The organism is Yersinia intermedia, assembly GCF_900635455.1.
GTDB lineage: Bacteria > Pseudomonadota > Gammaproteobacteria > Enterobacterales > Enterobacteriaceae > Yersinia > Yersinia intermedia.
In genome coordinates, this window is the sequence record NZ_LR134116.1 from 61,783 (window position 1) to 86,009 (window position 24,227).

Here is a 24,227-nt window from a genome sequence, read left to right on the forward strand (position 1 = left end):
TATCAATTCCTTGCAGCAAGTAATTTAGACTGAGCGATTGAGCCAGGCCAGATATTCTTTGACGCCTTCAGCGACTGTTTTGAACGGCTTGTCGTAACCAGCAGCACGCAGCTTGGTGAGGTCAGCTTGGGTGTATGCCTGATAACGGCCTTTCAACTTTTCAGGGAATTCAATGTATTCCACTGGCCCACTATGGTGGAAGTCTACTACGGCATCGGCAACAGCCTGGAAAGATTCTGCGCGCCCGGTACCACAGTTGAAAATGCCGGAAACATTGTTTTGCCAGAACCACAGGTTAACGTCAGCCACATCACCCACATAGATGAAATCGCGTTTGAAGTTTTCACTGCCGGAGAAGAGTTTAGGATTCTCACCTGCGTTGATCTGGTTATTCAAGTGGAAGGCAACGCTTGCCATGCTACCTTTGTGGCCTTCACGTGGACCATAAACGTTGAAATAACGGAAACCACAAATCTGCGAATCAGCTTGCGGCAGAATCTCGCGCACATACTGATCAAACAAGAATTTGGAATAACCATAAACGTTGAGTGGTTGTTCGTACTGGCGATCTTCGATGAAATTATCGGTACGCCCGCCATACGTGGCAGCAGAAGAGGCATATAAGAACGGAATGCCGCGATCCAGACAGAAGTGCAGGATATCTTTAGAGTATTGATAGTTGTTATCCATCATGTACTTGCCATCCCACTCGGTGGTGGAAGAACAGGCACCCTCGTGGAAAATGGCTTCGATCTCACCCATATCATCACCGGCAACAATGCTGGCAACAAAATCTTCTTTATCCATGTAATCAGCGATATCCAGATCAACCAAATTGACGAATTTAGTGCCGTCTTTCAGGTTATCAACAACCAGAATATCTTTATAACCGATATTATTCAGTGCCTTAACGATGTTGCTGCCAATGAAACCGGCGCCGCCAGTGACGATAATCATCAGGTTCACCCTTGCTAATCTTCTTGGTCGGGCACAATGCCCCACACTCTAGTTGGCGTTATCATAACATTTCATAGGATAGCGCACAGCCGCAAGGGGCTTAATCTCACGGTTTCTATGCGGCTTTAGGATTGTTCGCCGTGATATGTGCTGCATTTTTTATAATATAAGACAAGGTTCCTCGTCAGCTCGCTCACTAATCAGTAAAATGTACTGTGAAATTGCCCATCCTGGAGATAACTGAATGTCCCTGCCATTTAATCGACACCCTTTTTATCAGCAATTAGAAGAACAACTCATAACTACCCGTGCTGAAGGGTTGTATAAAAACGAGCGCATTATCACCTCCGCCCAGCAAGCAGATATTGCTGTAGCTGATGGAAGCCACGTAATTAATTTCTGCGCCAATAACTATTTGGGCTTGGCCAACCATCCAAGGCTTATCGCAGCCGCTAAGCAAGGCATGGATACTCATGGCTTTGGTATGGCGTCGGTTCGTTTTATTTGTGGTACGCAAGACACGCATAAAGAGCTGGAGCAGAAGCTGGCCAGTTTCCTCGGTATGGAAGATGCCATTCTTTACTCTTCTTGCTTTGATGCTAACGGCGGTCTGTTTGAAACCCTGCTCGGGCCAGAAGATGCCATTATTTCTGATGCGCTGAATCATGCCTCGATCATTGATGGTGTACGGTTATGTAAAGCCAAGCGCTACCGTTATGCCAATAACGATATGAGCGAACTGGAAGTCCAACTCAAACAAGCCAAAGCAGATGGCGCGCGTCATATTATGATTGCCACTGACGGCGTGTTCTCAATGGATGGTGTCATTGCCAACCTGAAAGGTGTTTGCGATCTGGCTGATGAGTATCAGGCATTAGTGATGGTCGATGACTCCCATGCCGTGGGCTTTGTGGGTGCTAATGGCCGTGGTACTCATGAATACTGCGAAGTAATGGATCGCGTTGATATTATCACCGGTACTTTGGGTAAAGCACTGGGTGGGGCGTCAGGCGGCTATACCGCGGGTCGTAAAGAAGTGGTTGAGTGGTTGCGCCAGCGTTCACGGCCTTATTTGTTCTCAAACTCGCTGGCTCCGGCAATCGTTGCCGCCTCAATTGAAGTGTTATCGCTCCTGGAAGACGGTGCTGAACTGCGTGACCATTTATGGGCGAACGCGCGTTTATTCCGCGAGAAAATGAGTGCCGCCGGATTCACATTGGCTGGCGCTGATCATGCAATTATTCCGGTCATGCTGGGTGAAGCCAAGCTGGCACAGGAGTTTGCCAATGCCTTGCTGAAAGAAGGTATTTACGTCACCGGCTTCTTCTATCCGGTGGTGCCAAAAGGTCAGGCTCGTATTCGTACCCAAATGTCGGCTGATCATACGACAGAGCAAGTCGAGCGGGCTATTGAAGCCTTTGTGCGTATTGGCAAACAACTTAACGTTATTGCGTAAGGAATGTTCATGAAAGCATTGTCTAAACTGAAGGCCGAAGAAGGTATCTGGATGACCGATGTGCCACCACCAGAGTTGGGGCACAACGATATCATGATCAAAATTCGCAAAACCGCTATCTGTGGTACCGATGTGCATATTTATAATTGGGATGAATGGTCGCAAAAAACGATCCCCGTCCCAATGGTGGTCGGCCACGAATATGTTGGTGAAGTTGTCGCCATTGGTCAGGAAGTGAAAGGCTTTAGTATTGGTGATCGGGTGTCTGGCGAGGGGCATATTACCTGCGGTCATTGCCGTAACTGCCGCGGTGGTCGCACTCATCTGTGCCGTAATACTGTGGGGGTTGGGGTCAACCGCCCTGGTTCTTTCGCCGAGTATTTGGTCATTCCTGCCTTCAATGCGTTCAAAATTCCAGACAATATTTCTGATGAGTTAGCCGCTATTTTTGACCCCTTCGGCAATGCGGTGCATACCGCGTTATCCTTTGATTTAGTGGGTGAAGATGTCCTGGTTTCCGGTGCTGGCCCGATTGGTATCATGGCTGCTGCCGTGTGTAAGCATGTAGGCGCTCGCCATGTTGTAATCACTGATGTGAATGAATATCGCCTGGATCTGGCGCGTAAAATGGGTGTAACCCGTGCCGTTAACGTTAGTAAAGAGAATCTGACGGATGTAATGGCTGAACTGGGCATGACTGAAGGGTTTGATGTGGGTCTGGAAATGTCAGGTGCGCCACCGGCGTTCCGTTCATTACTTAACTCCATGAATCATGGTGGGCGTATTGCAATGCTGGGGATACCTCCCTCTGATATGTCAATCGACTGGAATCAGGTGATCTTCAAAGGGCTGTTTATCAAAGGGATATATGGCCGTGAAATGTTTGAAACCTGGTACAAAATGGCAGCACTCATTCAATCTGGTCTGGATTTAACCCCGATCATCACTCATCGCTTCTCTATTGATGAGTTCCAGCAAGGGTTTGATGCGATGCGTTCGGGTAAGTCGGGTAAGGTGGTTTTAAGCTGGGACTAAAATATTCCCTTCGGCCTTGACGTTGCAGGGGTGTTGGCTGCGCGCACTAACCCGAATCACTTACTTATGTAAGCTCATCGGGATGAGTTTGCTGGCCGCCTACCTGCACCTCCAATGACTTTGGGAATTCCCTTCGGCCTTGACGTTGCAGGATTGAGAGCGGGGCAGTCAGATGATGATTGCCCCGTTTTATTAAGGTTTATCCGCTTTAGGCTTATCGCCGTCTTGGCTATTTGTTTTTGGTTTATCCACCGGAATAACTGGCGCTACTGGCGGGAAGTATTGCTGCCAATGCCGCTGAACAAAAATCACCGCAGGGCTTTGCATCAAGCTCTCACCTATGATGCTAAACATCCTGTCTGCGTAGATTTTCTCTGCTACATAGCTCTCTTTCGCTTTGCATTGCTTGATAGCTTTCAGGCGCTCGCCTTGGGTTGAACTAGGTAGTTTTGTTTTACCCGATAACATACCGCCACTGTTGTTTTGCGTATTGTTTTGTATTGGCTCATTGAGCAGTGCACTCGGCCGGACTAATACGATATCAGCAGGTAACTGAGGCAACATTTGTTGCAGTACTTTAATGGTGGCCGGATGGGGGTGCCCAATAGCAATAGCTGAACCATTACGGCGGGCCAATTCTACCGCACGGTTAAACTGTTGGCGGATCGCCGCTTCATTTTGTGAGTCATCCAAAAAGACTTTGCGCTTAATGACTTTAACATGAGTCCCCTCTGCGGCCCGGCCCGCCTGACTATTACCGATGGTCACGCTATCGAGGAAATAGAGCTGATAGTGGTCCAGCTCCTGCATCACTTTCTGCATGCCGGAGAAACTGGAGGTCATCGCGCTGCCCATATGGTTATTCATGCCCTTGGCATAGGGGACATTATTCACCGCCTGGCGCATGATGCGCTGGATCTCTTCGCTGCTCATTGATGGCTGTAATGTATCGCGCTCCAGCGGTTGTTTGCTTAGGGGAGCCATCGGCAAATGAATCAGAATTTCACGCCCTTGATTATGGGCTTTGATAGCCATCTCTCTGGCATAAGGCGCATTCGGCAGGATAGCCACTGAAATAGGCAATGGCATCTGTAAAATCTTGTTTTCGTTCTGGGGGCGATAACCAAAGTCATCAATCACAATAGAAAGTTTGCCCGCCTGTGCGGCGTTAGCGATGAGTAGGGCGCTTACAATGATAAATCGGCGTGTGTTGAAATAGTGCAATACAAGTTCCCTAACGTTGTTCGCTATCGTCCTAACCAAGGTTGTGGGTTAACTGCTTGTCCTTGACGGCGGATTTCGAAATAGAGTGATGGTTCACCCTGGCCGCCACTGGTACCCACAAGGGCGATCGGTTGGCCAGCTTTCACCTGAGCACCCACATTGACCAGTGCACTCTGGTTGTAGCCATACAAACTCATATCCCCTTTACCATGTTCGATAACCACGACCAAACCATAGCCTTGCAGCCAGTCAGCCAGTAAGACACGGCCATCGGCGATCGCTTTCACTTCACTGCCTTCTGGTGCGGAGATAACCATGCCTTTCCAGCGTAGTTCACCTTGTAAAGCTTCACCGAAACGGTGAGTGACATTACCACGGACCGGCCAGACAGCTTGCCCATCTGGGCGACCAAGGCCACCAGTGCGCGCCATTAATGAGCGCTCACTTTCACTTGGCTTATAGCTGGAACCGGTTTTCTTGGCTTGTTGTTCTTTAACTTTTATCTGTTCGCGTACCCGAGCGGCTTCTTTGGCCTCTCGTTCGGCGCGAGCTTTCGCTTCTCGTTCTGCTTTGGCAATTTGATCACGTAAGCGGGTTTCGTTCAGTTTTAACTCAGCCAGGCCTTGCTGATCTTTTTCCAGTGAGGCTTCCAGCGAGGTCAGGGTTTTCTTGCGGGCGGTACGCGCTTGTTCCAGTTTTTGCTGCTGAGTTTTCTGCTCATTCAATACAGTTTTTTGCTGGTTTTGCTTTTGCTCCAGCGTTTGTTTCTCGGCAGAGAGATGGGTACGAGTCTGTTTCAGCTCTTCAATGGATTGCTGCCGTGCTTCATTGAGGTAACTGAAATAAGCCAGAATACGCTCACTGCGCTGGCTCTCTTCGCCACTCAAAATAAGCTGTAAACCACTGTGCTGGCCTTGTTTAAAGGCGGCATCAAGTTGTTTAGACAGAATATTTTGTTGCTGGGATTGTTTGCTCTCGAGTTTCTCAATTGAGGAGGTGAGACGGGAAATTTCTTGGTCCAACTCAGTCAGGGTACCTTGGGTGTCACGCAGGCTGCGGCTGGCCTGAGCAATGGTATTTTCCTGTTGCTTCAACTGATCCAGCAATGAACTGCGTTGCTGCTTTTGTTGCTGAACACTTTTTTCTTTTTCGGCAATATCCTGCTGAATGGTCTTCAACTGGTCTTTGCTCTGTGCGGTTTTTGCTGTAGCGGGGGCATCTGCTGCCGTGCCGGATAATGGCAATAGCAATACGCCAGCGCAAAAAACGCTGGCGTACAGTGCTGACCACGGGCGACGCACCAACTGACCTGACAGCCGAGAAACTGTATCTCGGCTGGTGGTGATGGCCTCTTCCGTAACCATTAATTTTGCAAATGACGCTTTTTCCTTCATAACGAAGGATTATTCCACGATGAACAGCGGCTTACCAGTCATCTCTTGCGGGATTTCCATTTCCATCAGTGACAGCATGGTTGGCGCGATATCTGAAAGTTTGCCGCCTTCAACCGCTTTAACCCCTTTATTGCCGACATAAATCAATGGTACAGGCAGGCTGGTATGGGCTGTATGGGCCTGACCGGTTGCCGGGTCGCGCATCTGCTCAGCGTTGCCGTGGTCGGCGGTGATAAGCAATTGTCCATCGGCGGCTTTTACGGCAGCAACCACTTGTTCAATACAATTATCCAGTGTTTCTACTGCTTTCACGGCAGCATCGTAATCACCGGTATGACCAACCATATCGCCGTTCGGATAGTTACAAATTATCACATCATATTTGCCACTGCCGATAGCGCCGACCAATTTCTCAGTCAGTTCTGCTGAACTCATTTCCGGTTGCAGGTCATAAGTGGCCACTTTCGGTGAGTTGATCAGGATACGGTCTTCGCCTTTAAATGGTTCTTCAACGCCGCCGTTATAGAAGAAAGTGACGTGAGCATACTTTTCAGTTTCGGAAATGCGTAACTGTGTTTTGTCATGCTTCATCAGCCACTCACCGAAGGTATTCTGTAGTGATGCTGGTGGGTAAGCGCAGGCCACTTTAATATCCGCTGCATATTCAGTCAGCATGACGAAATCGCCGAAGTTAACCACTTTATCCCGTTTGAAACCGTCAAAATCGGCGTTAACAAAGGTACGGGTGATTTGACGTGCGCGGTCAGCACGGAAGTTCATGAAGATCAGCGCGTCGCCATCGTTCATAGCTGCATCGGCTTCACCCGCTGCTTGAATCACGGTTGGTCTGACAAATTCATCGTTTTCATCACGGGCATAGGCTGCTTGCAGACCTGCGACGGCGTTATCAACGGTAAACTCGCCTTTTGCCTGAGTCAGCAAATCGTAGGCCAGTTGTACGCGATCCCAGCGGTTATCGCGGTCCATCGCATAGTAACGACCAATAATAGAAGCGATGCGGCCTTTGCCCAGTGCGGCAAATTTATCAGTGAATCGTTTCAGTGAAGACTCAGCACTGCGCGGCGGGGTGTCACGTCCATCGAGGAATGCGTGCAGATAAATCGCTGTCGCACCGCGTTTGGCGGCCAGTTCAACCATGGCCAGAATGTGGTCTTCGTGGCTGTGCACGCCACCGGCAGATAACAGACCCATAATGTGGACCGCTTTACCTGCTTTAACCGCTTTATCAATCGCTGCTGTTAGGGTTGAGTTAGTGAAGAAGTCGCCGTCTTTGATCTCTTTGTCGAGGCGGGTCAAGTCCTGATAGACAATGCGACCGGCACCCAGGTTGACGTGGCCCACTTCAGAGTTACCCATTTGCCCGTCAGGCAGGCCAACATCCAGACCGGAAGCGGCGATTAAAGTATGAGGCTGTTGCTGCCATAAACGGTCCATAACCGGCGTTTTAGCATTCAGAATGGCATTATCCTGCTGTTCTTCGCGGTGACCGTAGCCATCAAGAATAGTCAGTACCAGTGGTTTTTTAGTGCTCGACATTGCATAACCTCTTTCTTATAAGTCCAAGTGTCAAATAGCGGTGAACATCAAACGATGTGCGCGGCTATGTACACTCGGCTATTTATATTAACGTATTTACACCGCCAGAACGAAGGCGGTAATTTACTACAAAACCGGTTAAAAATAGCCCAAAGAGATCAACATTGGCGTGGGGTTTTGCGTAATTGTCATCATTTAGACGACAAAACTTTCCGAAATGGCTCGCAGTTTCTGCAATAGCACTTGCATATTGGCTGTATTTGCCGCAACGCGCAGGTATACTCTGTGACCTTGAATATTATCCCCTAACTAACGGGAGTTTTTACCCCCATGTTGCAAGAAATTATGCAATTCATTAGCCAGCATCCGGTTTTGAGTCTGGCCTGGGTGGCGTTGTTCGTCGCCGTAATTTTCACCAGCTTTAAGACCTCTCTCTCTAAAGTGAAAGAGATCACCCGTGGTGAAGCGACGCGTCTGATTAACAAAGAAGATGCGGTTGTGGTTGATATCCGCACACGTGATGATTATCGCAAAGGCCATATCGCCAGTTCTATTAATTTGCTGCCAAGCGACATTAAAAACGGTAATTTGGCTGAATTGGAAAAACACAAAGCACAACCTATCATTGTGGTTTGTGCTACTGGTACAACCTCTCGTGCTTCGGCTGAACTGCTGAACAAAGCGGGCTTTGAACGCGTATTTACCTTGAAAGAAGGTATCTCCGGCTGGAGTGGCGAGAATCTACCACTGGCGCGCGGCAAGTAATCATATTGCCTGCGTTTTAGTGATATGAGTATTGAGCTGTACCCGTATTTGTTATAAAAATTCGCTATATCAATAAATTATAATGTTAACTGAGGTGTATCCATGGCGAAAATTGAGATTTATACCAAAGCAACCTGCCCGTTCTGCCATCGTGCCAAAGCACTGCTGAACAACAAAGGTGCTGCTTTCCATGAAATCGCAATTGACAGTGATCCGGCCAAACGCGAAGAGATGATTGCTCGCAGCGGGCGGACGACCGTGCCTCAGGTATTTATTGATGGGCAGCATATCGGTGGCTGTGATGATTTACACGCCCTGGATGCGCGCGGTGGGCTTGATCCGCTGCTTTAACTCGTCAGTGGGTCCCATCAATTTGATGGACAGAGCCCACGGCGGCAGTGCTATTTAATACAGACGTCTAACTTAGGGTATTTATACACATGTCCGAACAAAACAACACAGAGATGGCTTTCCAGATCCAGCGTATCTACACTAAAGATATCTCTTTCGAAGCGCCAAATGCCCCGCAGGTTTTCCAGCAGGATTGGCAACCAGAAGTTAAACTTGATCTTGATACTGCTTCTAGTCAACTGGCTGAAGATGTGTATGAAGTGGTACTGCGAGTGACGGTAACCGCCTCTTTGGGTGAAGAAACTGCATTCCTGTGCGAAGTTCAACAGGGTGGCATCTTCTCCATCGCGGGTATCGATGGTACCCAGTTGGCGCATTGCTTAGGTGCGTACTGCCCGAACATTTTGTTCCCGTATGCTCGCGAATGCATCACCAGCCTGGTTTCTCGCGGTACTTTCCCACAGCTTAATTTGGCACCGGTTAACTTTGATGCCCTGTTCATGAACTATCTGCAACAGCAGGCTGACGGCGAAGGTGCTGAACAACGTCAGGATGCCTGATGAACACCATCAATGCTTCAATGACTGTAATCGGTGCCGGATCTTACGGCACCGCATTAGCCATTACGCTGGCGCGTAATGGCCATCAAGTCGTGTTATGGGGCCATGACCCTAAGCATATTCAGGTTTTACAACGTGATCGTTGTAACCAAGCTTTCCTACCCGATGTTCCTTTCCCTGATACCTTATTACTGGAAACCGATCTGGCCCGTGCGCTGGCAGCCAGCCGCGATGTGTTAGTCGTGGTACCTAGCCATGTCTTTGGCGCGGTATTGCATCAGTTGAAACCGCATTTACGCAAGGATGCACGTATCGTCTGGGCCACCAAAGGGCTTGAGGCCGAAACTGGCCGCTTGCTGGCGGATGTGGCGCGCGAAGTGCTGGGTGAAACTATCCCGCTGGCGGTGGTGTCTGGCCCAACCTTTGCTAAAGAGTTGGCCGCAGGGTTACCGACGGCAATTGCGCTGGCATCGACCGATGTGCAATTTAGCGAAGACCTGCAACAGTTATTGCACTGTGGCAAAAGCTTCCGGGTTTACAGTAATGCTGATTTTATCGGGGTGCAGCTTGGCGGTGCGGTGAAAAACGTGATTGCGATTGGTGCCGGGATGTCCGATGGCATTGGCTTTGGCGCGAACGCCCGTACTGCACTGATAACCCGTGGTTTGGCCGAAATGACGCGGCTGGGTTCTGCATTAGGTGCCGACCCTTCCACCTTTATGGGCATGGCAGGCTTGGGCGATTTGGTGCTAACCTGCACAGATAATCAATCTCGTAACCGCCGGTTTGGTATTATGCTGGGCCAAGGGTTAGGCGTACAAGAAGCGCAGGACAAGATTGGTCAGGTGGTTGAAGGTTACCGCAATACCAAAGAAGTTCTGGCATTAGCACAGCGCCATGGTGTTGAAATGCCGATAACTGAACAGATCTATCAAGTGCTCTATTGTCACAAAAATGCCCGTGAAGCGGCATTGACCTTATTGGGTCGGACCAAAAAAGATGAGAAAAGCGGCATTTGATCGGTTAAGCGGGTTTGGCGGAATAAAATAATAACTACATACCTAACATCATTGGTGTTGCCGCTAACATTGCTGTGGCTCCAATGAATAAGGGTATCGTTGCCTTGGTCGTTCCCTCGGGCAATTTTTATGGGCAGGAGTAGGTAATGTCGTCAGAAGAGTTAGAACTGGTCTGGAGTAGCATTAAATCAGAAGCAAGAGCACTGGCTGAGTGTGAACCCATGCTGGCGAGCTTTTTTCACGCGACATTATTGAAGCATGAGAATTTAGGCAGTGCCCTGAGTTATATTCTCGCGAATAAACTGGCTAATCCGATCATGCCTGCTATTGCCATCCGTGAAGTGGTTGAAGATGCCTATCGTGCAGATGCTCAGATGATAGTCTCGGCAGCGCGGGATATTCTGGCGGTGCGGCTGCGTGACCCGGCTGTTGATAAATACTCTACGCCACTGCTGTATCTCAAAGGTTTTCACGCCTTACAGGCTTATCGTATCGGTCATTGGTTGTGGGCGCAGGATCGTAAAGCGCTCGCCATTTACCTTCAAAATCAAGTCTCTGTTGCTTTTGGTGTCGATATCCACCCTGCGGCGACCATTGGCTGCGGCATCATGTTGGACCACGCTACCGGTATTGTTATTGGCGAAACGGCAGTGGTTGAGAATGATGTATCGATCCTGCAATCGGTTACCCTGGGGGGGACCGGTAAAACCAGCGGCGATCGTCATCCGAAGATCCGTGAAGGTGTGATGATTGGGGCTGGGGCAAAAATTTTGGGGAATATCGAGGTTGGACGCGGTGCGAAAATTGGCGCCGGGTCAGTTGTGTTGCAGGCGGTTCCCGCTCATACCACTGCCGCAGGGGTACCTGCTCGCATCGTTGGTAAACCCGAAAGCGATAAGCCATCATTGGACATGGACCAGCATTTCAATGGGATTACCCATGGGTTTGAGTACGGCGACGGCATCTGATCATCTCCTTCGTACTTGAAGCTGTAGCGGTGTTAACTGCTCTTACTCACCCGAATCACTGACTTATGTCAGCTCATCGGGATGAGTTCGTTTGCTGCCTGGCTACAATTCCAATTACTTTGGATATACACCTTTCTATTGGGTTGCTAGCTGATCACCGGCACATTTTGGCTAAAACAACGGCTCTTTCAGTAACGCACCCGGATAACCTAATTGCCGCCAGGCTTCATACACCACCACTGACACCGCGTTTGACAGATTCATACTACGGCTATCAGCTTGCATCGGAATCCTGATTTTCTGTTGAGCAGGTAACGCATCCAAAACACTGGCGGGCAAACCACGGGTTTCAGGGCCAAACAACAGGTAATCATCAGCTTGATAGCTTACCGCACTGTGGGCTGGCGTCCCTTTGGTGGTTAGTGCAAATAATCGGGCAGGCTGCGCACTGTCGAGATTTTCACAATCTAAAAAGGCCTGATAATCATGGTGATGCTTAATACTGGCAAACTCATGATAATCAAGGCCTGCTCGGCGTAAGCGTTTGTCATCCCAGGTGAAACCTAAAGGTTTAATCAGATGGAGCTGGCAGCCGGTATTCGCACATAACCGGATGATATTACCGGTATTGGGCGGAATTTCGGGTTCAAATAAAACGATATTAAGCATATGTCCCCCAATAATGAGGGGCGCAGGATATCAGAAACCTCCCCTCTATGCAGCGGTTGCTAATGTCAGTAGCGCGTACAATAATTTAAAAGCAAGCAGCGGAGAGTGTAAGCAGTGGCTGTTTTATATGCTGATTAACACAGTCACTATCAACGGGGTATTTATCATGATCCGTGCGAAAGATACATTCTGGGATGCGATCGTTAATCGGGACAAAACAGCCGATGGTCAGTTCGTTTATGCGGTGAAAACGACTGGTGTTTATTGTCGCCCCTCTTGCCCGTCCCGTCAGGCTAAAGCAGAGAATATTGAATTTTTTGCCGATAATCATGCGGCTGAACAGGCCGGTTATCGGCCCTGTAAACGATGCCAGCCCACTGAATTACCCCTGTCACAGCAGCATGCAGCCAAAATCAGTCGGGCATGCCGCTTAATTGAGCAGGCCGAGACGCCACTTAAGCTTGATGAGTTGGCGGCGCAGGTGAATCTTAGTGCTTTTCATTTCCATCGTTTATTTAAAGCCATTACCGGGTTGACCCCTAAGGCATATGCCAGTGCAACGCGCAGTGCGCGTATTCGTACACAATTAGCGGGGCAAGGTTCGGTAACTGACGCTATCTTTGACGCCGGTTATAACTCTAATGGCCGATTTTATGAGCAATCGAATCAGTTGTTGGGGATGACTCCGACCCGCTATCGCAGTGGCGGGCGTGATACTACGCTGCATTTTGCCGTCGGAGAAAGCTCTCTCGGTGCGATTCTGATGGCGAAAAGTAAGCTGGGTATTTGTGCCATCTTGCTGGGCGACTCCCCAGCGCTGCTGGTGCAGCAGTTACAGGATAAGTTTCCACAGGCAGAGTTAATTGGCGGCGATACTGAGTTTGAGCAATGGTTCGCGCAGGTGGTGGGGTTGGTTGAGGCTCCTAAACTCGGGCTAGATTTGCCGCTGGATATTCAGGGTACCGCTTTTCAGCAGCGGGTGTGGCAGGCACTGCGGGAAATTCCAGTAGGTGAGACGACCAGTTATGCTGATATCGCCGCCAGAATAGGTTCACCCAAAGCGGTGCGTGCGGTAGCCGGTGCCTGTGCTGCCAATATGCTGGCGGTTGCTATTCCTTGTCACCGGGTTATTCGCCAGGATGGCACGTTGTCAGGCTATCGTTGGGGTGTTGAGCGCAAAAAGCAGTTGCTGGAAAAAGAGGGGCAGGGAGAAGAGGTCAGCAAACCGTGATAGCGGAGATCTGCCCGATCCCAGATGATCGGGCAGAGGTACGATAGATTAAGACTTAAGTGGATGCAGCGGCAACCACAGTATCAAGCGCAAGCCACCTAATGGGCTGTCTTCAGCCCGCACCCATCCGCGATGCTGATTGACGGCTGTTTCGACAATAGCCAATCCCAAACCCGTCCCGCCCGATTCCCGATCCCGTGCTTCATCAGTGCGGTAGAACGGCCGGAATATTTGTTCACGGTCTTCCGGGCTAACACCGGGGCCATCATCATCGACAGTGATAGTAATACCCTGATTATCAGAGCTGAATGCCACCGCAATGTGATGATGAGAGTAACGCAGTGCATTACGCACGATATTCTCTAGCGCGCTATCAAGTGCTGCTGGATTGCCAAATAAGGTCCATGGCCCAGGAGGTGCGGTGATTTCCAGCGTTTTGCCCATTTGGTCTGCTTCAAACTGGGCATTTTCCAGCACGTCAGACCATAAATCATTCGCTTTGATAGGTTCGCGATGTAGCTCGTTTTTATGTTGGCTACGGGATAACACCAGTAAATCATTGATCATGCTATCCAGTCGCTGTGCTTCCATTTCGATACGTTCCAGCTCTTTCCCCTCACCATGGCGGCGTCGCATCAACGCAGTCGCCAGTTGCAGGCGGGTAAGTGGCGTGCGCAACTCATGGGAGATATCAGAAATCAGCCGTTGTTGTGCCACAACCATTCTATCGAGTGCACTGATCATCTGATTAAAACTGGCACCGGTGGCCAAAAATTCTTGTGGCCCGGACTCCAGCTCAGGGTGCTGTTTCAGATTGCCCCGCGCCACATCATCGGCGGCATTCTTCAACTTACGTGCTGGTTTTGCCAGACTCCAAGCCAGCCATAGCAACAGTGGCGCACTGATAAGCATGGTGACAATCAATAGCAGCAGCGGGCGGTCAAACATCAAATTGATGAAATCAGATTGCGGGCTACTGGCCGGGCGTATTAGATAGAGCTGATAGTTATCTTCACCATCGCGGATAGAGAAGGGGCCGACCATCTCGACACGGCCATATTTCTTCTTTTTCGGCTGATCTGAGTTATCAGACTGGCCGATAAAATTACGGACAATTTGCATTTCGTGACGTTGAGCGCCAATGACACGGCCCTCAGTGGTGACTAACACGAGATGTTGGCCCGGTGGTGCCCATTTTTCGATGGCGCGATAAAGCCTGCGCCACCACATCAGGTCATTGGCGGGGTCGCTGGCCAGTTCAGCTTCGATATGTTGCTCCAGCATCGTTCCCTGGCGCTGTTCGCTGTCGAGCAAGGCAGTCATTTGACGCGAATCGAGCTTCGGCACCATCAATACCAGCATTAATACCAGTGCTAAAGTGAACCAAAAAATAGCAAAAATTCGCGTCGTTAAACTGTTAATCATGTTTCCGATACCATCAGATATCCGCGACCACGCAGAGTTTTAAACCAAGGTAACCCGTCTTTGCGATCCGGCAACTTACGGCGGAGGTTTGAAATATGCATATCAATAGCACGATCAAACGGTGTTAATCGTTTCCCCAGCACTTCCTGGCTGAGATGCTCCCGCGATACAACCTGACCGAGATGCTGAGCCAGCAGGTAGAGTAAGGTAAATTCAGTACCGGTCAATTCCAGCGATTGGCCTTCAAACGTGGCCTCTTGGCGGCCTGGGTTCAATTGCAGGCAATCAACGTCCAGTGTTGGTGCACCTTGATCGACATTTTGCTGTTGTTCGCTCCAGTTCGAGCGGCGCAAAATGGCCCGGATGCGCGCCACTAGCTCACGGTCATTAAACGGTTTTGCCAGATAATCATCAGCACCCAGCTCAAGGCCAAGCACCCGATCCAATTCACTGCCACGGGCAGTTAGCATAATGACAGGGGTTTGGTGATGTTGACGCAACTCTTTCAACGTTTCGATACCATTCTTACGTGGCATCATAATATCGAGCAATAACAAGTCTATAGAGTTATCCAACAGGTTTAACGCCTGCTCGCCATCATAGGCAACAACAACATTAAAACCTTCCATTTCCAGTAATTCTTTCAACAGCGACGTCAATTCACGATCATCATCAACTAATAGGATTTTATGCATGATTATTTCTCCTCTTGACGCAAAATACGTTAACAATTGCCGGTATTCCATGACTTTACTTAGCTTTACATGCACTGACCCCAGTTTTACATGCGCTGACGCTTGTTTGCAGCAGAAACGATAGACTGCTTCACATTGAATTGCATAGCAGCAAATCGCTTAGCAGATAGAACCCAGGAGTTAATGATGCGCAAAGTAACTAAAGTAACAACGTTAATCATGGCGTCAATGTTAGTTCTAGGCTCTCAAGCCGCCTTCGCCGCCGATAAGACCGGGGCCACTGATGATTGGTGCCACGGTGATGGTACGATGATGAACAAGAAAGACGGTCGTGGTCACCATAACATGTTTGACGGCGTCAATCTGACCGAACAGCAGCGTCAGCAAATGCGTGACCTGATGCGCCAGTCTCGCCAAGGGCAGCCACGCCTTGATATGGCGGACAGAGACGCAATGCACAAGCTGGTTACCGCCGATAAATTCGATGAAGCTGCGGTAAGAGCGCAAGCTGAGAAAATGTCCAAAGACCAAGTTGAGCGCCAGGTCGAAATGGCCAAAGTCCGTAACCAAATGTTTAACTTGCTCACACCAGAGCAAAAAGCTGTCTTGAACCAAAAGCACCAGCAGCGCATTGAGAAAATGCAGCAGGCGCCAGCAGCACAACCCTCTTCTGCCCAGAAGTAAGTAGTACCCTGTAATACCCTGTTTTCCTTGCCATAGACACCATCCCTGTCTTTCGCCCTCCATGATGGAGGGCTTTTTTTTGTCTCTAAAAATTTATCTAGTAAAAACAGCTTGTTGTAAAACGTACAACGTTCAGTAACGCTTTAAAGTTCTGCTAATGTGGACAGTTTGTGGGCGCTCTTATGCTACTAATTCACCCTTTAATGGATTGAGTATAATGGCGTTTTGCAGATAATCTGGTGATAGATGGGTGTAAATCATGGTTTGCTGGATGTTGGCGTGTCCAAGTATCTGCTGTAGCACCTTAGTATTTGATATATCCGCAGTGACCTGCCCCGTTGATTATACGGAGAGGATAAAATGATAATTCAGGCTTAATGATTTGGCTCCCCACGTCAATAGTATTAAAGACGAGAAAGAACCAACTATCAGCTTTACCGATTTGGTATATGGAAAATAAAGGTACCACCCAAAGCGGCTGCATAACGGCTTAAGGTCGCCAAATTAGGTACGCTCTTACCATTTTCCATACGGCTAATATTTTGTTTCTGTGTTCCAATTTTTTGGGCGACATCTTGTTGAGTAAGATGTAATGCTTTACGTGCATCTTTTAGCTGTGTCATCAGTGCCTTGCGGATCTGAATTTCGTTATAAGCTTCCAGAGTTGCCTTATCTTCTAAAAGCAGTGCCTTAGCTTCAGAAAATGGGATGATATCGAGGTCATTATCAGACATTTTTCAGTCTCCGTTTAATATCTTTCATTCGTTGATTAGCTAATTCAAGGGATAGTTTGGGTGTTTTTTGACTTTTCTTATGCAGAACATGAACAACGTAAAATTGCTTTCCGACTGTGAAAAAGAAAAACCCCCTAGCTATCCCCTCCTGAGCACTGACTCTTAATTCCTTTAGTCCGTTGCCTACATCTCGGACTTTCGGTTCTTTCAAATCTGTGCCTACTTGTTCTAGTTCCTCTATGGCTTCAACCATTTCGGCTTTGAGGCCCGCAGGAAGTTTAGATAACTCTTTTAGTGCCACTTTTATAATGTTTGCTGAAAACATACTACTCATCCATGAGAGCCATAGAAATAATTCTATCACGCAAATCAAAAGTCATCTACTTAGATGACTTTTCCGGTTTGTCGTTCCATCACCCACACATCTCTCCTAACATGCTATCCGTGCCCATTGGTGGCAAACTGGTTGAAACACTGGCGCGAATTTTGAGGGGGAAAATGACCACGGCCAAATATCTCGACATGAGCTGCAACGCCGGGCAGACCATTACCTATGCTGACTATATCGGGCAGTCCATTGCCGACATTTTGATTACACCAGTCGGTTCGCGGGTTATGTGCCCGTCTTATGGCGCTGGTGCTTGAGGTGATTAACATGTTTCATTGCCCACTCTGTTGAGAATCAGCCCATGCCCGTTCCAGTCGCTACCTGAGTGAGAACACTAAGGAGCGGTATCACCAGTGCCAAAATATAAATTGCGGCCATACATTCAAGACCATGGAGACATTCGAAAGCTCAATTATGCGGCCCGGCGAAGTGATTCCGGCGATACCCCACCCAGAGCGGAGCGGCCAACAAAACCTTTGGATGTAGCTGTAACGAGAAAACCCCAAAATTTGGGGCTTTTTTCGATGTGGTCAATGTGTGGACATTGAGTGAAATAAATTCTTTTATTTCATATTGATAAGGATGAGGGGATATCACCATCCCTCTCTTTCGCCCTCCATGATGGAGGGCTTTTTTTATTCCACTTCCGTATACTCATAATCCTAAAATATCATTTAGGATAAGTTATGGATCCGCAATATGCGCGGCTGGTTAAAGCTGCCGCGCTCTGTGCTACAGGGCTGGCATCAACCTTACTGATTATTAAAATTTTTGCCTGGTGGCATACCGGGTCGGTAAGTGTGTTGGCGGCATTAGTTGACTCTTTGATGGATCTGGCCGCTTCTCTGACAAATCTTTTTGTGGTGCGTTACTCTCTGCAACCCGCCGATGAAGAACACACCTTTGGTCATGGCAAGGCTGAGTCACTGGCCGCACTGGCGCAAAGTATGTTTATTTCCGGCTCGGCGCTATTCCTATTCCTGACCGGTTTCCAGCATTTGGTGTCGCCAGAGCCATTGCAAGATCCGGGTATAGGGATCTGGGTAACCTTAGTGGCGTTATGCAGTACACTGATATTAGTCACTTTTCAGCGTTGGGTGGTACGAAAAACCCATAGCCAGGCCATTCGCGCTGATATGTTGCACTATCAATCTGACGTCATGATGAATGGTGCTATTCTTATTGCATTGGCATTAAGTTGGTATGGTTTTCACTGGGCTGATGCGTTGTTTGCATTGGGTATCGGTGTTTATATTCTCTATAGTGCGTTACGTATGGGGTATGAAGCGGTTCAAGCCTTGCTGGATCGAGCATTGCCTGATAACGAGCGCCAGCAGATTATTGATATTGTGATGTCATGGCCGGGTGTGATTGGCGCTCATGACCTGCGTACCCGCCAATCGGGGCCGACACGCTTTATTCAACTTCACCTTGAAATGGAAGATATGATGCCCTTGATGGAAGCTCACATCTTAGCTGAGCAAGTTGAGCGAGCATTGTTGCACCGTTTCCCCGGTGCCGATGTGCTTATCCATCAAGATCCCTGCTCCGTGGTGCCAAAAGAGCGCCATGCGCATTGGGAGTTATAATTCCTTCATTAACGACAGGTAAACTGTGGTTACATTATGGTTCTGTGTTGAAGAAAATACCGCCAGATGGCATGACTTGAATCAATTCAGCTTGGTGTTTTTGCTATAATATCCGATATTAATCGTATAAAGCTGAATTTCTGTACGGCGTCTATGTGCAAGAAAAAATCAGCAAATAAAGAATTTTAAAAATCGCATCTACAAGTTTAGAGGTAGTCATGGTCAAAAAAATCGGTGTACTAACAAGCGGCGGTGACGCGCCAGGTATGAACGCAGCCATTCGTGGGGTCGTTCGTGCAGCTTTGTCAGCAGGGTTAGAAGTTTACGGTATTGAAGATGGCTACCTGGGCTTGTATGAAAACCGTATGAGAGAACTGGACCGCTATAGCGTGTCAGATATGATTAACCGTGGTGGCACCTTCCTGGGTTCAGCGCGTTTCCCTGAGTTCCGTGATCCAGAAAAACGTAAAGTCGCCCTGAAGAACATGAAAGACCGTGGTATCGATGGCCTGGTGGTTATCGGTGGTGACGGTTCTTATGCCGGTGCCGACTTGCTGACTAAAGAAGGTGGTATTCACTGTGTTGGTTTACCGGGCACCATCGATAACGATGTGGCAGGTACTGACTATACCATCGGTTTCTTCACTGCATTGGGGACTGTGGTTGAAGCGATTGACCGCCTGCGTGATACCTCTTCTTCGCACCAGCGTATTTCTATCGTTGAAGTGATGGGCCGTTATTGCGGTGACCTGACATTGGCGGCTGCCATTGCTGGTGGTTGTGAGTTTATTGCTATCCCTGAAGTCGAATTCAAACGTGATGATTTAGTTGCTGAAATCAAAGCGGGCATCGCGAAAGGTAAAAAACACGCTATCGTTGCCATCACGGAAAAACTGGATGATATCGACGAACTGGCTAAATATATTGAGAAAGAAACGGGCCGTGAAACCCGTGGTACCGTATTGGGCCACATTCAGCGCGGTGGTGCACCAGTAGCTTATGACCGTATTCTGGCTTCCCGTATGGGTGCTTATGCTGTCGACTTGCTGTTGGAAGACCGCGACTATACGCAAGGTGGCTTCTGCGTTGGCGTACAAAACGAGAAAATGGTGCATGAACTTATCTCTGTTTGTATTGCGCCAGAGAACAAGAAAAGTAAATTTAAAGAAGATTGGTACGACACAGCTAAAAAATTGTTCTAAAACAATCTATTGTCCGATAAGAAAGCCTCCGTTTACCGGGGGCTTTTTGCATTTAACTGCTTGTATATTTCATATTGGTATAATCAAAACTTTTTTATTCTTTAATTGCGCGGGAAGTTTCTGGCACGCTCAGTATCAGGTCAACCAATTTAGTTGATTACAATTTAGGTTAATAACTATTTAATTAATAATAATATTTATGGGAGCGGGTCAATGCGTAAATGGGGTGTAGGTCTATCATTACTGCTGCTGGCATCAGGTGCCATGGCAAAAGATATCCAACTGCTGAATGTGTCATATGATCCGACGCGTGAGTTCTATCAGGAATATAACCAGGCATTCAGTAAGCATTGGCAACAAAAAACCGGTGATAAAGTGACGGTGCGTCAATCACATGGCGGTTCCGGTAAGCAGGCGACCTCGGTTATTAATGGCATTGAAGCTGATGTTGTGACATTAGCACTGGCTTATGACGTCGATGCTATTGCTGAGCGTGGTCGTATTGATAAAAACTGGATTAAGCGCCTGCCGGATAACTCCGCACCCTATACCTCAACTATCGTGTTCCTGGTGCGTAAAGGGAACCCGAAACAGATTCATGACTGGTCAGATTTAGTGAAACCAGGAATTTCTGTCATTACACCTAATCCGAAAACCTCCGGTGGCGCGCGTTGGAACTATCTGGCGGCGTGGGGTTATGCGCTAGAGCACAATAATAACAGCCAGGCCAAAGCGCAGGAATTCGTTAAAACGCTGTATAAGAATGTGGAAGTATTGGACTCAGGCGCGCGTGGTGCCACGAATACCTTTGTTGAACGCGGTATTGGCGATGTGCTGATTGCGTGGGAAAACGAAGCTCTGTTGGCGGTTAATGAAGTAGGTAAAGACAAGTTTGATATCATCACGCCAAGCGTATCAATTTTGGCTGAACCGACGGTATCTGTAGTGGATAAAGTGGTCGATAAGCGTGGAACCCGTGAAGTGGCCGATGCTTACTTAACATACCTCTATTCGCCAGAAGGCCAGACGATTGCTGCCAAGAATTACTATCGCCCACGGGATCCGGCAGTGGCGGCTAAATTCGCCAGCGAGTTCCCGAAATTGAAGTTGTTTACTATCGATGAAGTGTTCGGTGGTTGGACAAAGGCACAACAAACACATTTCGCCACTGGCGGCGTCTTTGACGAAATAAGTAAGCGTTAATTTATATACCCTGTGTATTTGAAACTTCAGGGTTGTTAGCGGTGTTGGTTGCTCAGCTTATCCTTGGATCTGGCCGCTGCAAGCGAATGACTTTGGGTATGGTAGTACCGAAACAAAAAAACCGGGGCTGTTTACGTCACCCCGGTTTTTTATTACGTTCAAAAAAGCTTAAAAGCTAAATCAGGCTTTTTTAGCTTTTGCTGCTGCTTTCACGATAACCGCGAAAGCATCTGCTTTCAGTGATGCACCACCAACCAGTGCGCCATCGATATCAGGCTGGGTGAACAGCTCTGCTGCGTTTTTATCGTTAACAGAACCGCCGTACTGGATGATAACTTGTGCTGCAACTGCGGCATCTTGTTTGGCGATATGGTCACGGATGAATTTATGAACTGCCTGAGCCTGTGCCGGAGTGGCTGATTTGCCAGTACCGATTGCCCAAATTGGTTCATAAGCAATAACTGCGCCTTCGAACGCTTTTACGCCCAAAGTAGTCAGCACGGCATCCAGTTGCTTGGCACAGACAGATTCAGTTTGGCCCGCTTCGTTTTCTGCTTCGGATTCACCGATACATAACACAGGGATCAGACCGGCTTCTTTCAGAACGCCAAATTTCTTCGCGATGAATTCATCACTTTCTTTGTGATAAGTACGGCGCTCAGAGTGACCGATGATGATGTACTGTGCACCGACATCTTTCAGCATGTCAGCAGAGGTTTCACCGGTAAATGCGCCGGACAGGTTCACATCAACATTCTGTGCACCCAGAGCAATACGGCTACCTGCCAACTCATGCTTAGCTTGATTCAGATAGATAGTCGGTGGGGCAATAGCAACACCACAACCGTCAACGGTGCTCAGTTCTTTACGCAGGCCAGCGATAAGCTCTTTGACCATGTTAGTGCTACCGTTCAGCTTCCAGTTACCCATAACTAATGGATGACGCATGTTTCTTCCTCCAACAAGGGGACGCGAGGGTCAATAATAATGACTGCCCGACAGGCAGTTTACCTGTCCAACAGTATAGAGATGATTGGGGGCAATGGCTTTGCTTTTCGTCATTAATTGCGGCAAGACTATGCTTCAGATAGTGATAGCTTAATCGGTTCAACAGCGAAAGTTAGCCCTTTTTCACCGTTGTCCGCTACTACATAGCGAATTGCGCCAACCGGATGGGCATAGAAAGGCAAACCTTTACCTTGCGCCAACAGTTGCTGCACATTATCAAGGCTTTGTTGGCGCGTGAGTGTGGGCTCAAACTGGCGCATCAGGGCCGCCATATAATTGACCGCCACCAGCCGGGCCGCTTTCTCTTCACCGCCTTTTATCGGCAAATAGGTAATTTGTAAGGTTTTAATCTTACCGGTCCCTTTCTCCAGCGCGGTGGAAGCATAGAGGTTCTCATTAATCTTACTGGCCGCCCGAGTCAGCGGGGGCAGATCATCTTTGATGGTAATAGCATGAAACTCACTGAGAGGCAGCGTTGGATTCGCGCGGTTATAACTTTCACGGAATTTGACCAGTGTTAAATCAAAGGTTGGTGCACCTGAAAGTAGATAAGGCGCAGTCGGCTGAGTCTCTTCTGTGGGCTGACCACTGTCGTCTGCGGGGTCGGCATGAGCGCGGCTAACTGTTGCTATTAGCAGCAGCATTGCCAGTATTGCGACTCTCTCTTTTCTCATGACTTAGGCCGTCGTTAGAAGTGTGTGTAGGGGATTAAAGCGGTAATTGAGGGTGATTGTCAAAATTCACTGCAAAGATTATAGGTTAGTTGCAGCATTGGGTTACTCTATCGAGTCTAGATCAACTGTAAATTATATCAGGTAAATGGATCGGGTTATTGATGACAATACAGCAGTGGTGTTTCTCGTTTAAAGGCCGTATCGGGCGGCGGGACTTTTGGATCTGGATTGGTTTGTGGCTGTTGGCAATGCTGGTTATCTTTACGCTGGCAGGAAAGGATTGGTTGCCAATTCAGACTGCGGCTTTTGCGATTGTTTTCTTGCTGTGGCCAACGGCGGCAGTGGTGGTTAAGCGGTTGCATGACCGTAATAAAGCGGGTTGGTGGGCATTTTTGGTGGTACTGGCCTGGATGCTGATGGCCGGTAACTGGCAGATGTTGGCACCGCTCTGGCAGTGGGGCGTCGGGCGTTTCATCCCCACGCTTATTATTGTCATGATGTTTATCGATTGCGGTGCGTTCCTCGGTACCGAGGGGGATAATCGTTTTGGCCCCGAAGCGGTGCCCGTGAAATATTTAGCGGAGAAAGTGCGGTAACACCAGCACCTTGCTATCTAAAGTGAACCAAGGGAAATATGCCAACCCTTGGTTCACTGTTTATTACCAATATTGCTCGCTGGTCATATGCCCCGGTTTACGGCGCAGATGTTTGCGCATCTCGCGCTGCTCTTTCAGCAATTGTTGAGTATCTCGCACCATCTGCGGGTTACCGCAGAGCATCACATGGCTGTCTTGAGCATCAATTTTCAGGCCGACAGCTGCTTCCAGTGAGCCGTTCTCAATCAATGCTGGCACTCTGCCTGTTAGTGAACCGGGTGATTCCTCACGGCTCACAACGGTTTGGATTTGCAACTTGCCGTTGTAACGCTGCTCAAGTTGTTGCATTAGCGGCAGATAACTGAGATCACGGGCGAAACGTGCCGCATGAACCAACACCAAATTTTTGAAGCGCTCTAAATCACGCCCTTCCTGTAAAATTGACAGATAGGGGCCAATTGCGGTGCCAGTAGCCAGCATCCATAAGGTATCGCAATCGGGGATCTCTTCTAGCACAAAGAAGCCCGCCGCTTGCTTAGTCACCATCACTTCGCCACCCACCGCCAGTTGGTCAAGCCGTGGGCTGAGTTTCCCCTCTGGCACGGTGACCAGATAGAACTCCAGATTGTCGTCACTTGGCGCATTAACGTAGGAATAAGCCCGCTGTACCCGCTCGCCGTTGATATCTAATGCCAGCTTGGCAAATTGACCGGCGGTAAAGGGATCAATTGGCGCATGGACCCGAATACTAAACAAAGAGTCTGTCCAGTGTTCGATGTGAGTAATCTTGCCACTAACCCATTCAGCCATAATTCTTTTCCCGTCATATGCTTATCTGAAGTG

Annotated in this window: 27 protein-coding genes and 1 pseudogene; 15 read left to right on the forward strand and 13 right to left on the reverse strand. The window is 48.6% G+C overall.

Features of this window, described 5'->3' with window-relative positions; translation table 11 throughout:
* Window positions 1-24: 24 nt before the first annotated feature.
* Entirely contained in the window at window positions 25-957 is a 933-nt protein-coding gene (gene rfaD / locus EL015_RS00300; RefSeq protein WP_032907533.1) for an ADP-glyceromanno-heptose 6-epimerase, read from the reverse strand.
* 244 nt (window positions 958-1,201) lie between these two features.
* Between rfaD and kbl the strand changes: the two genes are divergently transcribed.
* Both kbl and tdh read left to right on the forward strand, forming a co-directional pair.
* Window positions 1,202-2,413 carry a glycine C-acetyltransferase gene (gene kbl, locus EL015_RS00305; protein ID WP_005190614.1) on the forward strand — a complete coding sequence of 404 codons (1,212 nt, stop codon included), beginning with the start codon at window positions 1,202-1,204 and terminating at the stop codon, window positions 2,411-2,413.
* A 9-nt stretch (window positions 2,414-2,422) separates the two neighbouring features.
* Window positions 2,423-3,448, forward strand: coding sequence for an L-threonine 3-dehydrogenase (tdh, locus tag EL015_RS00310; RefSeq protein WP_005190611.1), 1,026 nt, complete (start codon window positions 2,423-2,425; stop codon window positions 3,446-3,448).
* A 192-nt stretch (window positions 3,449-3,640) separates the two neighbouring features.
* On the opposite strand, the gene EL015_RS00315 is transcribed toward tdh, so the two are convergent.
* Genes EL015_RS00315 through gpmM form a run of 3 tightly spaced genes read right to left on the reverse strand, consistent with a single transcriptional unit; the run spans window position 3,641 to window position 7,623 of the window.
* A complete protein-coding gene (locus EL015_RS00315; protein WP_005190608.1) occupies window positions 3,641-4,672 on the reverse strand; it encodes a divergent polysaccharide deacetylase family protein in 1,032 nt (343 codons plus the stop codon).
* Window positions 4,673-4,695: 23 nt separating this feature from the next.
* The gene (envC, locus tag EL015_RS00320; RefSeq protein ID WP_005190605.1) at window positions 4,696-6,066 is read right to left on the reverse strand and encodes a murein hydrolase activator EnvC; all 1,371 of its coding nucleotides are present in this window, start codon (window positions 6,064-6,066) and stop codon (window positions 4,696-4,698) included.
* Window positions 6,067-6,075: 9 nt separating this feature from the next.
* Window positions 6,076-7,623: a 2,3-bisphosphoglycerate-independent phosphoglycerate mutase gene (gene gpmM, locus EL015_RS00325; protein WP_005190601.1), complete on the reverse strand. Its 1,548-nt coding sequence runs from the start codon at window positions 7,621-7,623 to the stop codon at window positions 6,076-6,078.
* A gap of 330 nt (window positions 7,624-7,953) precedes the next feature.
* Between gpmM and EL015_RS00330 the strand changes: the two genes are divergently transcribed.
* The 5 genes from EL015_RS00330 (at window position 7,954) to cysE (ending at window position 11,286) form a co-directional block, all read left to right on the forward strand.
* Window positions 7,954-8,388 carry a rhodanese-like domain-containing protein gene (locus tag EL015_RS00330; RefSeq protein WP_005190598.1) on the forward strand — a complete coding sequence of 145 codons (435 nt, stop codon included), beginning with the start codon at window positions 7,954-7,956 and terminating at the stop codon, window positions 8,386-8,388.
* Between the two features lie 102 nt (window positions 8,389-8,490).
* Window positions 8,491-8,739, forward strand: coding sequence for a glutaredoxin 3 (gene grxC, locus EL015_RS00335; RefSeq protein ID WP_005190594.1), 249 nt, complete (start codon window positions 8,491-8,493; stop codon window positions 8,737-8,739).
* Between the two features lie 89 nt (window positions 8,740-8,828).
* Entirely contained in the window at window positions 8,829-9,299 is a 471-nt protein-coding gene (gene secB / locus EL015_RS00340; RefSeq protein WP_032907531.1) for a protein-export chaperone SecB, read from the forward strand.
* Window positions 9,299-10,318, forward strand: coding sequence for an NAD(P)H-dependent glycerol-3-phosphate dehydrogenase (gpsA, locus tag EL015_RS00345; RefSeq protein WP_005190591.1), 1,020 nt, complete (start codon window positions 9,299-9,301; stop codon window positions 10,316-10,318). The genes secB and gpsA overlap by 1 nt, the downstream gene beginning before the upstream one ends.
* A gap of 146 nt (window positions 10,319-10,464) precedes the next feature.
* Window positions 10,465-11,286 carry a serine O-acetyltransferase gene (gene cysE, locus EL015_RS00350; protein WP_005190588.1) on the forward strand — a complete coding sequence of 274 codons (822 nt, stop codon included), beginning with the start codon at window positions 10,465-10,467 and terminating at the stop codon, window positions 11,284-11,286.
* A gap of 171 nt (window positions 11,287-11,457) precedes the next feature.
* Here cysE and trmL read toward each other — a convergent pair whose 3' ends face one another.
* Window positions 11,458-11,955 carry a tRNA (uridine(34)/cytosine(34)/5-carboxymethylaminomethyluridine(34)-2'-O)-methyltransferase TrmL gene (gene trmL, locus EL015_RS00355; RefSeq protein WP_005190585.1) on the reverse strand — a complete coding sequence of 166 codons (498 nt, stop codon included), beginning with the start codon at window positions 11,953-11,955 and terminating at the stop codon, window positions 11,458-11,460.
* A gap of 127 nt (window positions 11,956-12,082) precedes the next feature.
* Between trmL and ada the strand changes: the two genes are divergently transcribed.
* Entirely contained in the window at window positions 12,083-13,186 is a 1,104-nt protein-coding gene (ada, locus tag EL015_RS00360; RefSeq protein ID WP_005190582.1) for a bifunctional DNA-binding transcriptional regulator/O6-methylguanine-DNA methyltransferase Ada, read from the forward strand.
* A gap of 48 nt (window positions 13,187-13,234) precedes the next feature.
* On the opposite strand, the gene cpxA is transcribed toward ada, so the two are convergent.
* Window positions 13,235-14,611, reverse strand: a complete 1,377-nt coding sequence (gene cpxA, locus EL015_RS00365; protein ID WP_032907528.1) for an envelope stress sensor histidine kinase CpxA — start codon at window positions 14,609-14,611, stop codon at window positions 13,235-13,237.
* Window positions 14,608-15,306 (reverse strand): envelope stress response regulator transcription factor CpxR, encoded by a 699-nt coding sequence (cpxR, locus tag EL015_RS00370; protein WP_005190576.1) that lies wholly within the window; start codon window positions 15,304-15,306, stop codon window positions 14,608-14,610. Before cpxR ends, cpxA begins: the two co-directional genes overlap by 4 nt.
* Window positions 15,307-15,492: 186 nt before the next feature.
* On the opposite strand from cpxR, the gene cpxP reads away from it, so the two are divergent.
* Window positions 15,493-15,990 (forward strand): cell-envelope stress modulator CpxP, encoded by a 498-nt coding sequence (gene cpxP / locus EL015_RS00375; protein ID WP_032907525.1) that lies wholly within the window; start codon window positions 15,493-15,495, stop codon window positions 15,988-15,990.
* A gap of 180 nt (window positions 15,991-16,170) precedes the next feature.
* Here the strand turns inward: cpxP and EL015_RS21830 are convergent.
* From EL015_RS21830 to EL015_RS00390, 3 genes and pseudogenes are all read right to left on the reverse strand, one after another.
* Window positions 16,171-16,302: pseudogene (locus EL015_RS21830) on the reverse strand (site-specific integrase); the annotation flags it as partial.
* A gap of 122 nt (window positions 16,303-16,424) precedes the next feature.
* Window positions 16,425-16,724: a helix-turn-helix domain-containing protein gene (locus EL015_RS00385; protein ID WP_005190565.1), complete on the reverse strand. Its 300-nt coding sequence runs from the start codon at window positions 16,722-16,724 to the stop codon at window positions 16,425-16,427.
* Window positions 16,717-17,049 carry a type II toxin-antitoxin system RelE/ParE family toxin gene (locus EL015_RS00390; RefSeq protein WP_032907522.1) on the reverse strand — a complete coding sequence of 111 codons (333 nt, stop codon included), beginning with the start codon at window positions 17,047-17,049 and terminating at the stop codon, window positions 16,717-16,719. The genes EL015_RS00385 and EL015_RS00390 overlap by 8 nt, the downstream gene beginning before the upstream one ends.
* A gap of 173 nt (window positions 17,050-17,222) precedes the next feature.
* Here EL015_RS00390 and EL015_RS00395 point away from each other — a divergent pair, with 173 nt between their 5' ends.
* From EL015_RS00395 to EL015_RS00415, 5 genes are all read left to right on the forward strand, one after another.
* Complete coding sequence (locus EL015_RS00395; protein ID WP_226967881.1) at window positions 17,223-17,369, forward strand: GPW/gp25 family protein; 147 nt, start codon at window positions 17,223-17,225, stop codon at window positions 17,367-17,369.
* A gap of 64 nt (window positions 17,370-17,433) precedes the next feature.
* On the forward strand, window positions 17,434-17,598 hold the full coding sequence (locus EL015_RS00400; protein ID WP_230830784.1) for an ogr/Delta-like zinc finger family protein: 165 nt from the start codon (window positions 17,434-17,436) through the stop codon (window positions 17,596-17,598).
* 200 nt (window positions 17,599-17,798) lie between these two features.
* On the forward strand, window positions 17,799-18,701 hold the full coding sequence (gene fieF / locus EL015_RS00405) for a CDF family cation-efflux transporter FieF (protein ID WP_005190559.1): 903 nt from the start codon (window positions 17,799-17,801) through the stop codon (window positions 18,699-18,701).
* 218 nt (window positions 18,702-18,919) lie between these two features.
* On the forward strand, window positions 18,920-19,903 hold the full coding sequence (gene pfkA / locus EL015_RS00410; protein ID WP_005190557.1) for a 6-phosphofructokinase: 984 nt from the start codon (window positions 18,920-18,922) through the stop codon (window positions 19,901-19,903).
* 213 nt (window positions 19,904-20,116) lie between these two features.
* A complete protein-coding gene (locus tag EL015_RS00415) occupies window positions 20,117-21,106 on the forward strand; it encodes a sulfate ABC transporter substrate-binding protein (protein ID WP_005190555.1) in 990 nt (329 codons plus the stop codon).
* A gap of 180 nt (window positions 21,107-21,286) precedes the next feature.
* On the opposite strand, the gene tpiA is transcribed toward EL015_RS00415, so the two are convergent.
* Both tpiA and EL015_RS00425 read right to left on the reverse strand, forming a co-directional pair.
* Window positions 21,287-22,054 carry a triose-phosphate isomerase gene (gene tpiA, locus EL015_RS00420; RefSeq protein WP_032907519.1) on the reverse strand — a complete coding sequence of 256 codons (768 nt, stop codon included), beginning with the start codon at window positions 22,052-22,054 and terminating at the stop codon, window positions 21,287-21,289.
* Window positions 22,055-22,182: 128 nt separating this feature from the next.
* Window positions 22,183-22,788 (reverse strand): DUF1454 family protein, encoded by a 606-nt coding sequence (locus EL015_RS00425; protein WP_005190551.1) that lies wholly within the window; start codon window positions 22,786-22,788, stop codon window positions 22,183-22,185.
* Window positions 22,789-22,949: 161 nt separating this feature from the next.
* On the opposite strand from EL015_RS00425, the gene EL015_RS00430 reads away from it, so the two are divergent.
* On the forward strand, window positions 22,950-23,384 hold the full coding sequence (locus EL015_RS00430; protein ID WP_005190549.1) for a DUF805 domain-containing protein: 435 nt from the start codon (window positions 22,950-22,952) through the stop codon (window positions 23,382-23,384).
* Window positions 23,385-23,447: 63 nt separating this feature from the next.
* Here EL015_RS00430 and fpr read toward each other — a convergent pair whose 3' ends face one another.
* Complete coding sequence (fpr, locus tag EL015_RS00435; protein WP_005190546.1) at window positions 23,448-24,194, reverse strand: ferredoxin--NADP(+) reductase; 747 nt, start codon at window positions 24,192-24,194, stop codon at window positions 23,448-23,450.
* Window positions 24,195-24,227 lie beyond the last annotated feature (33 nt).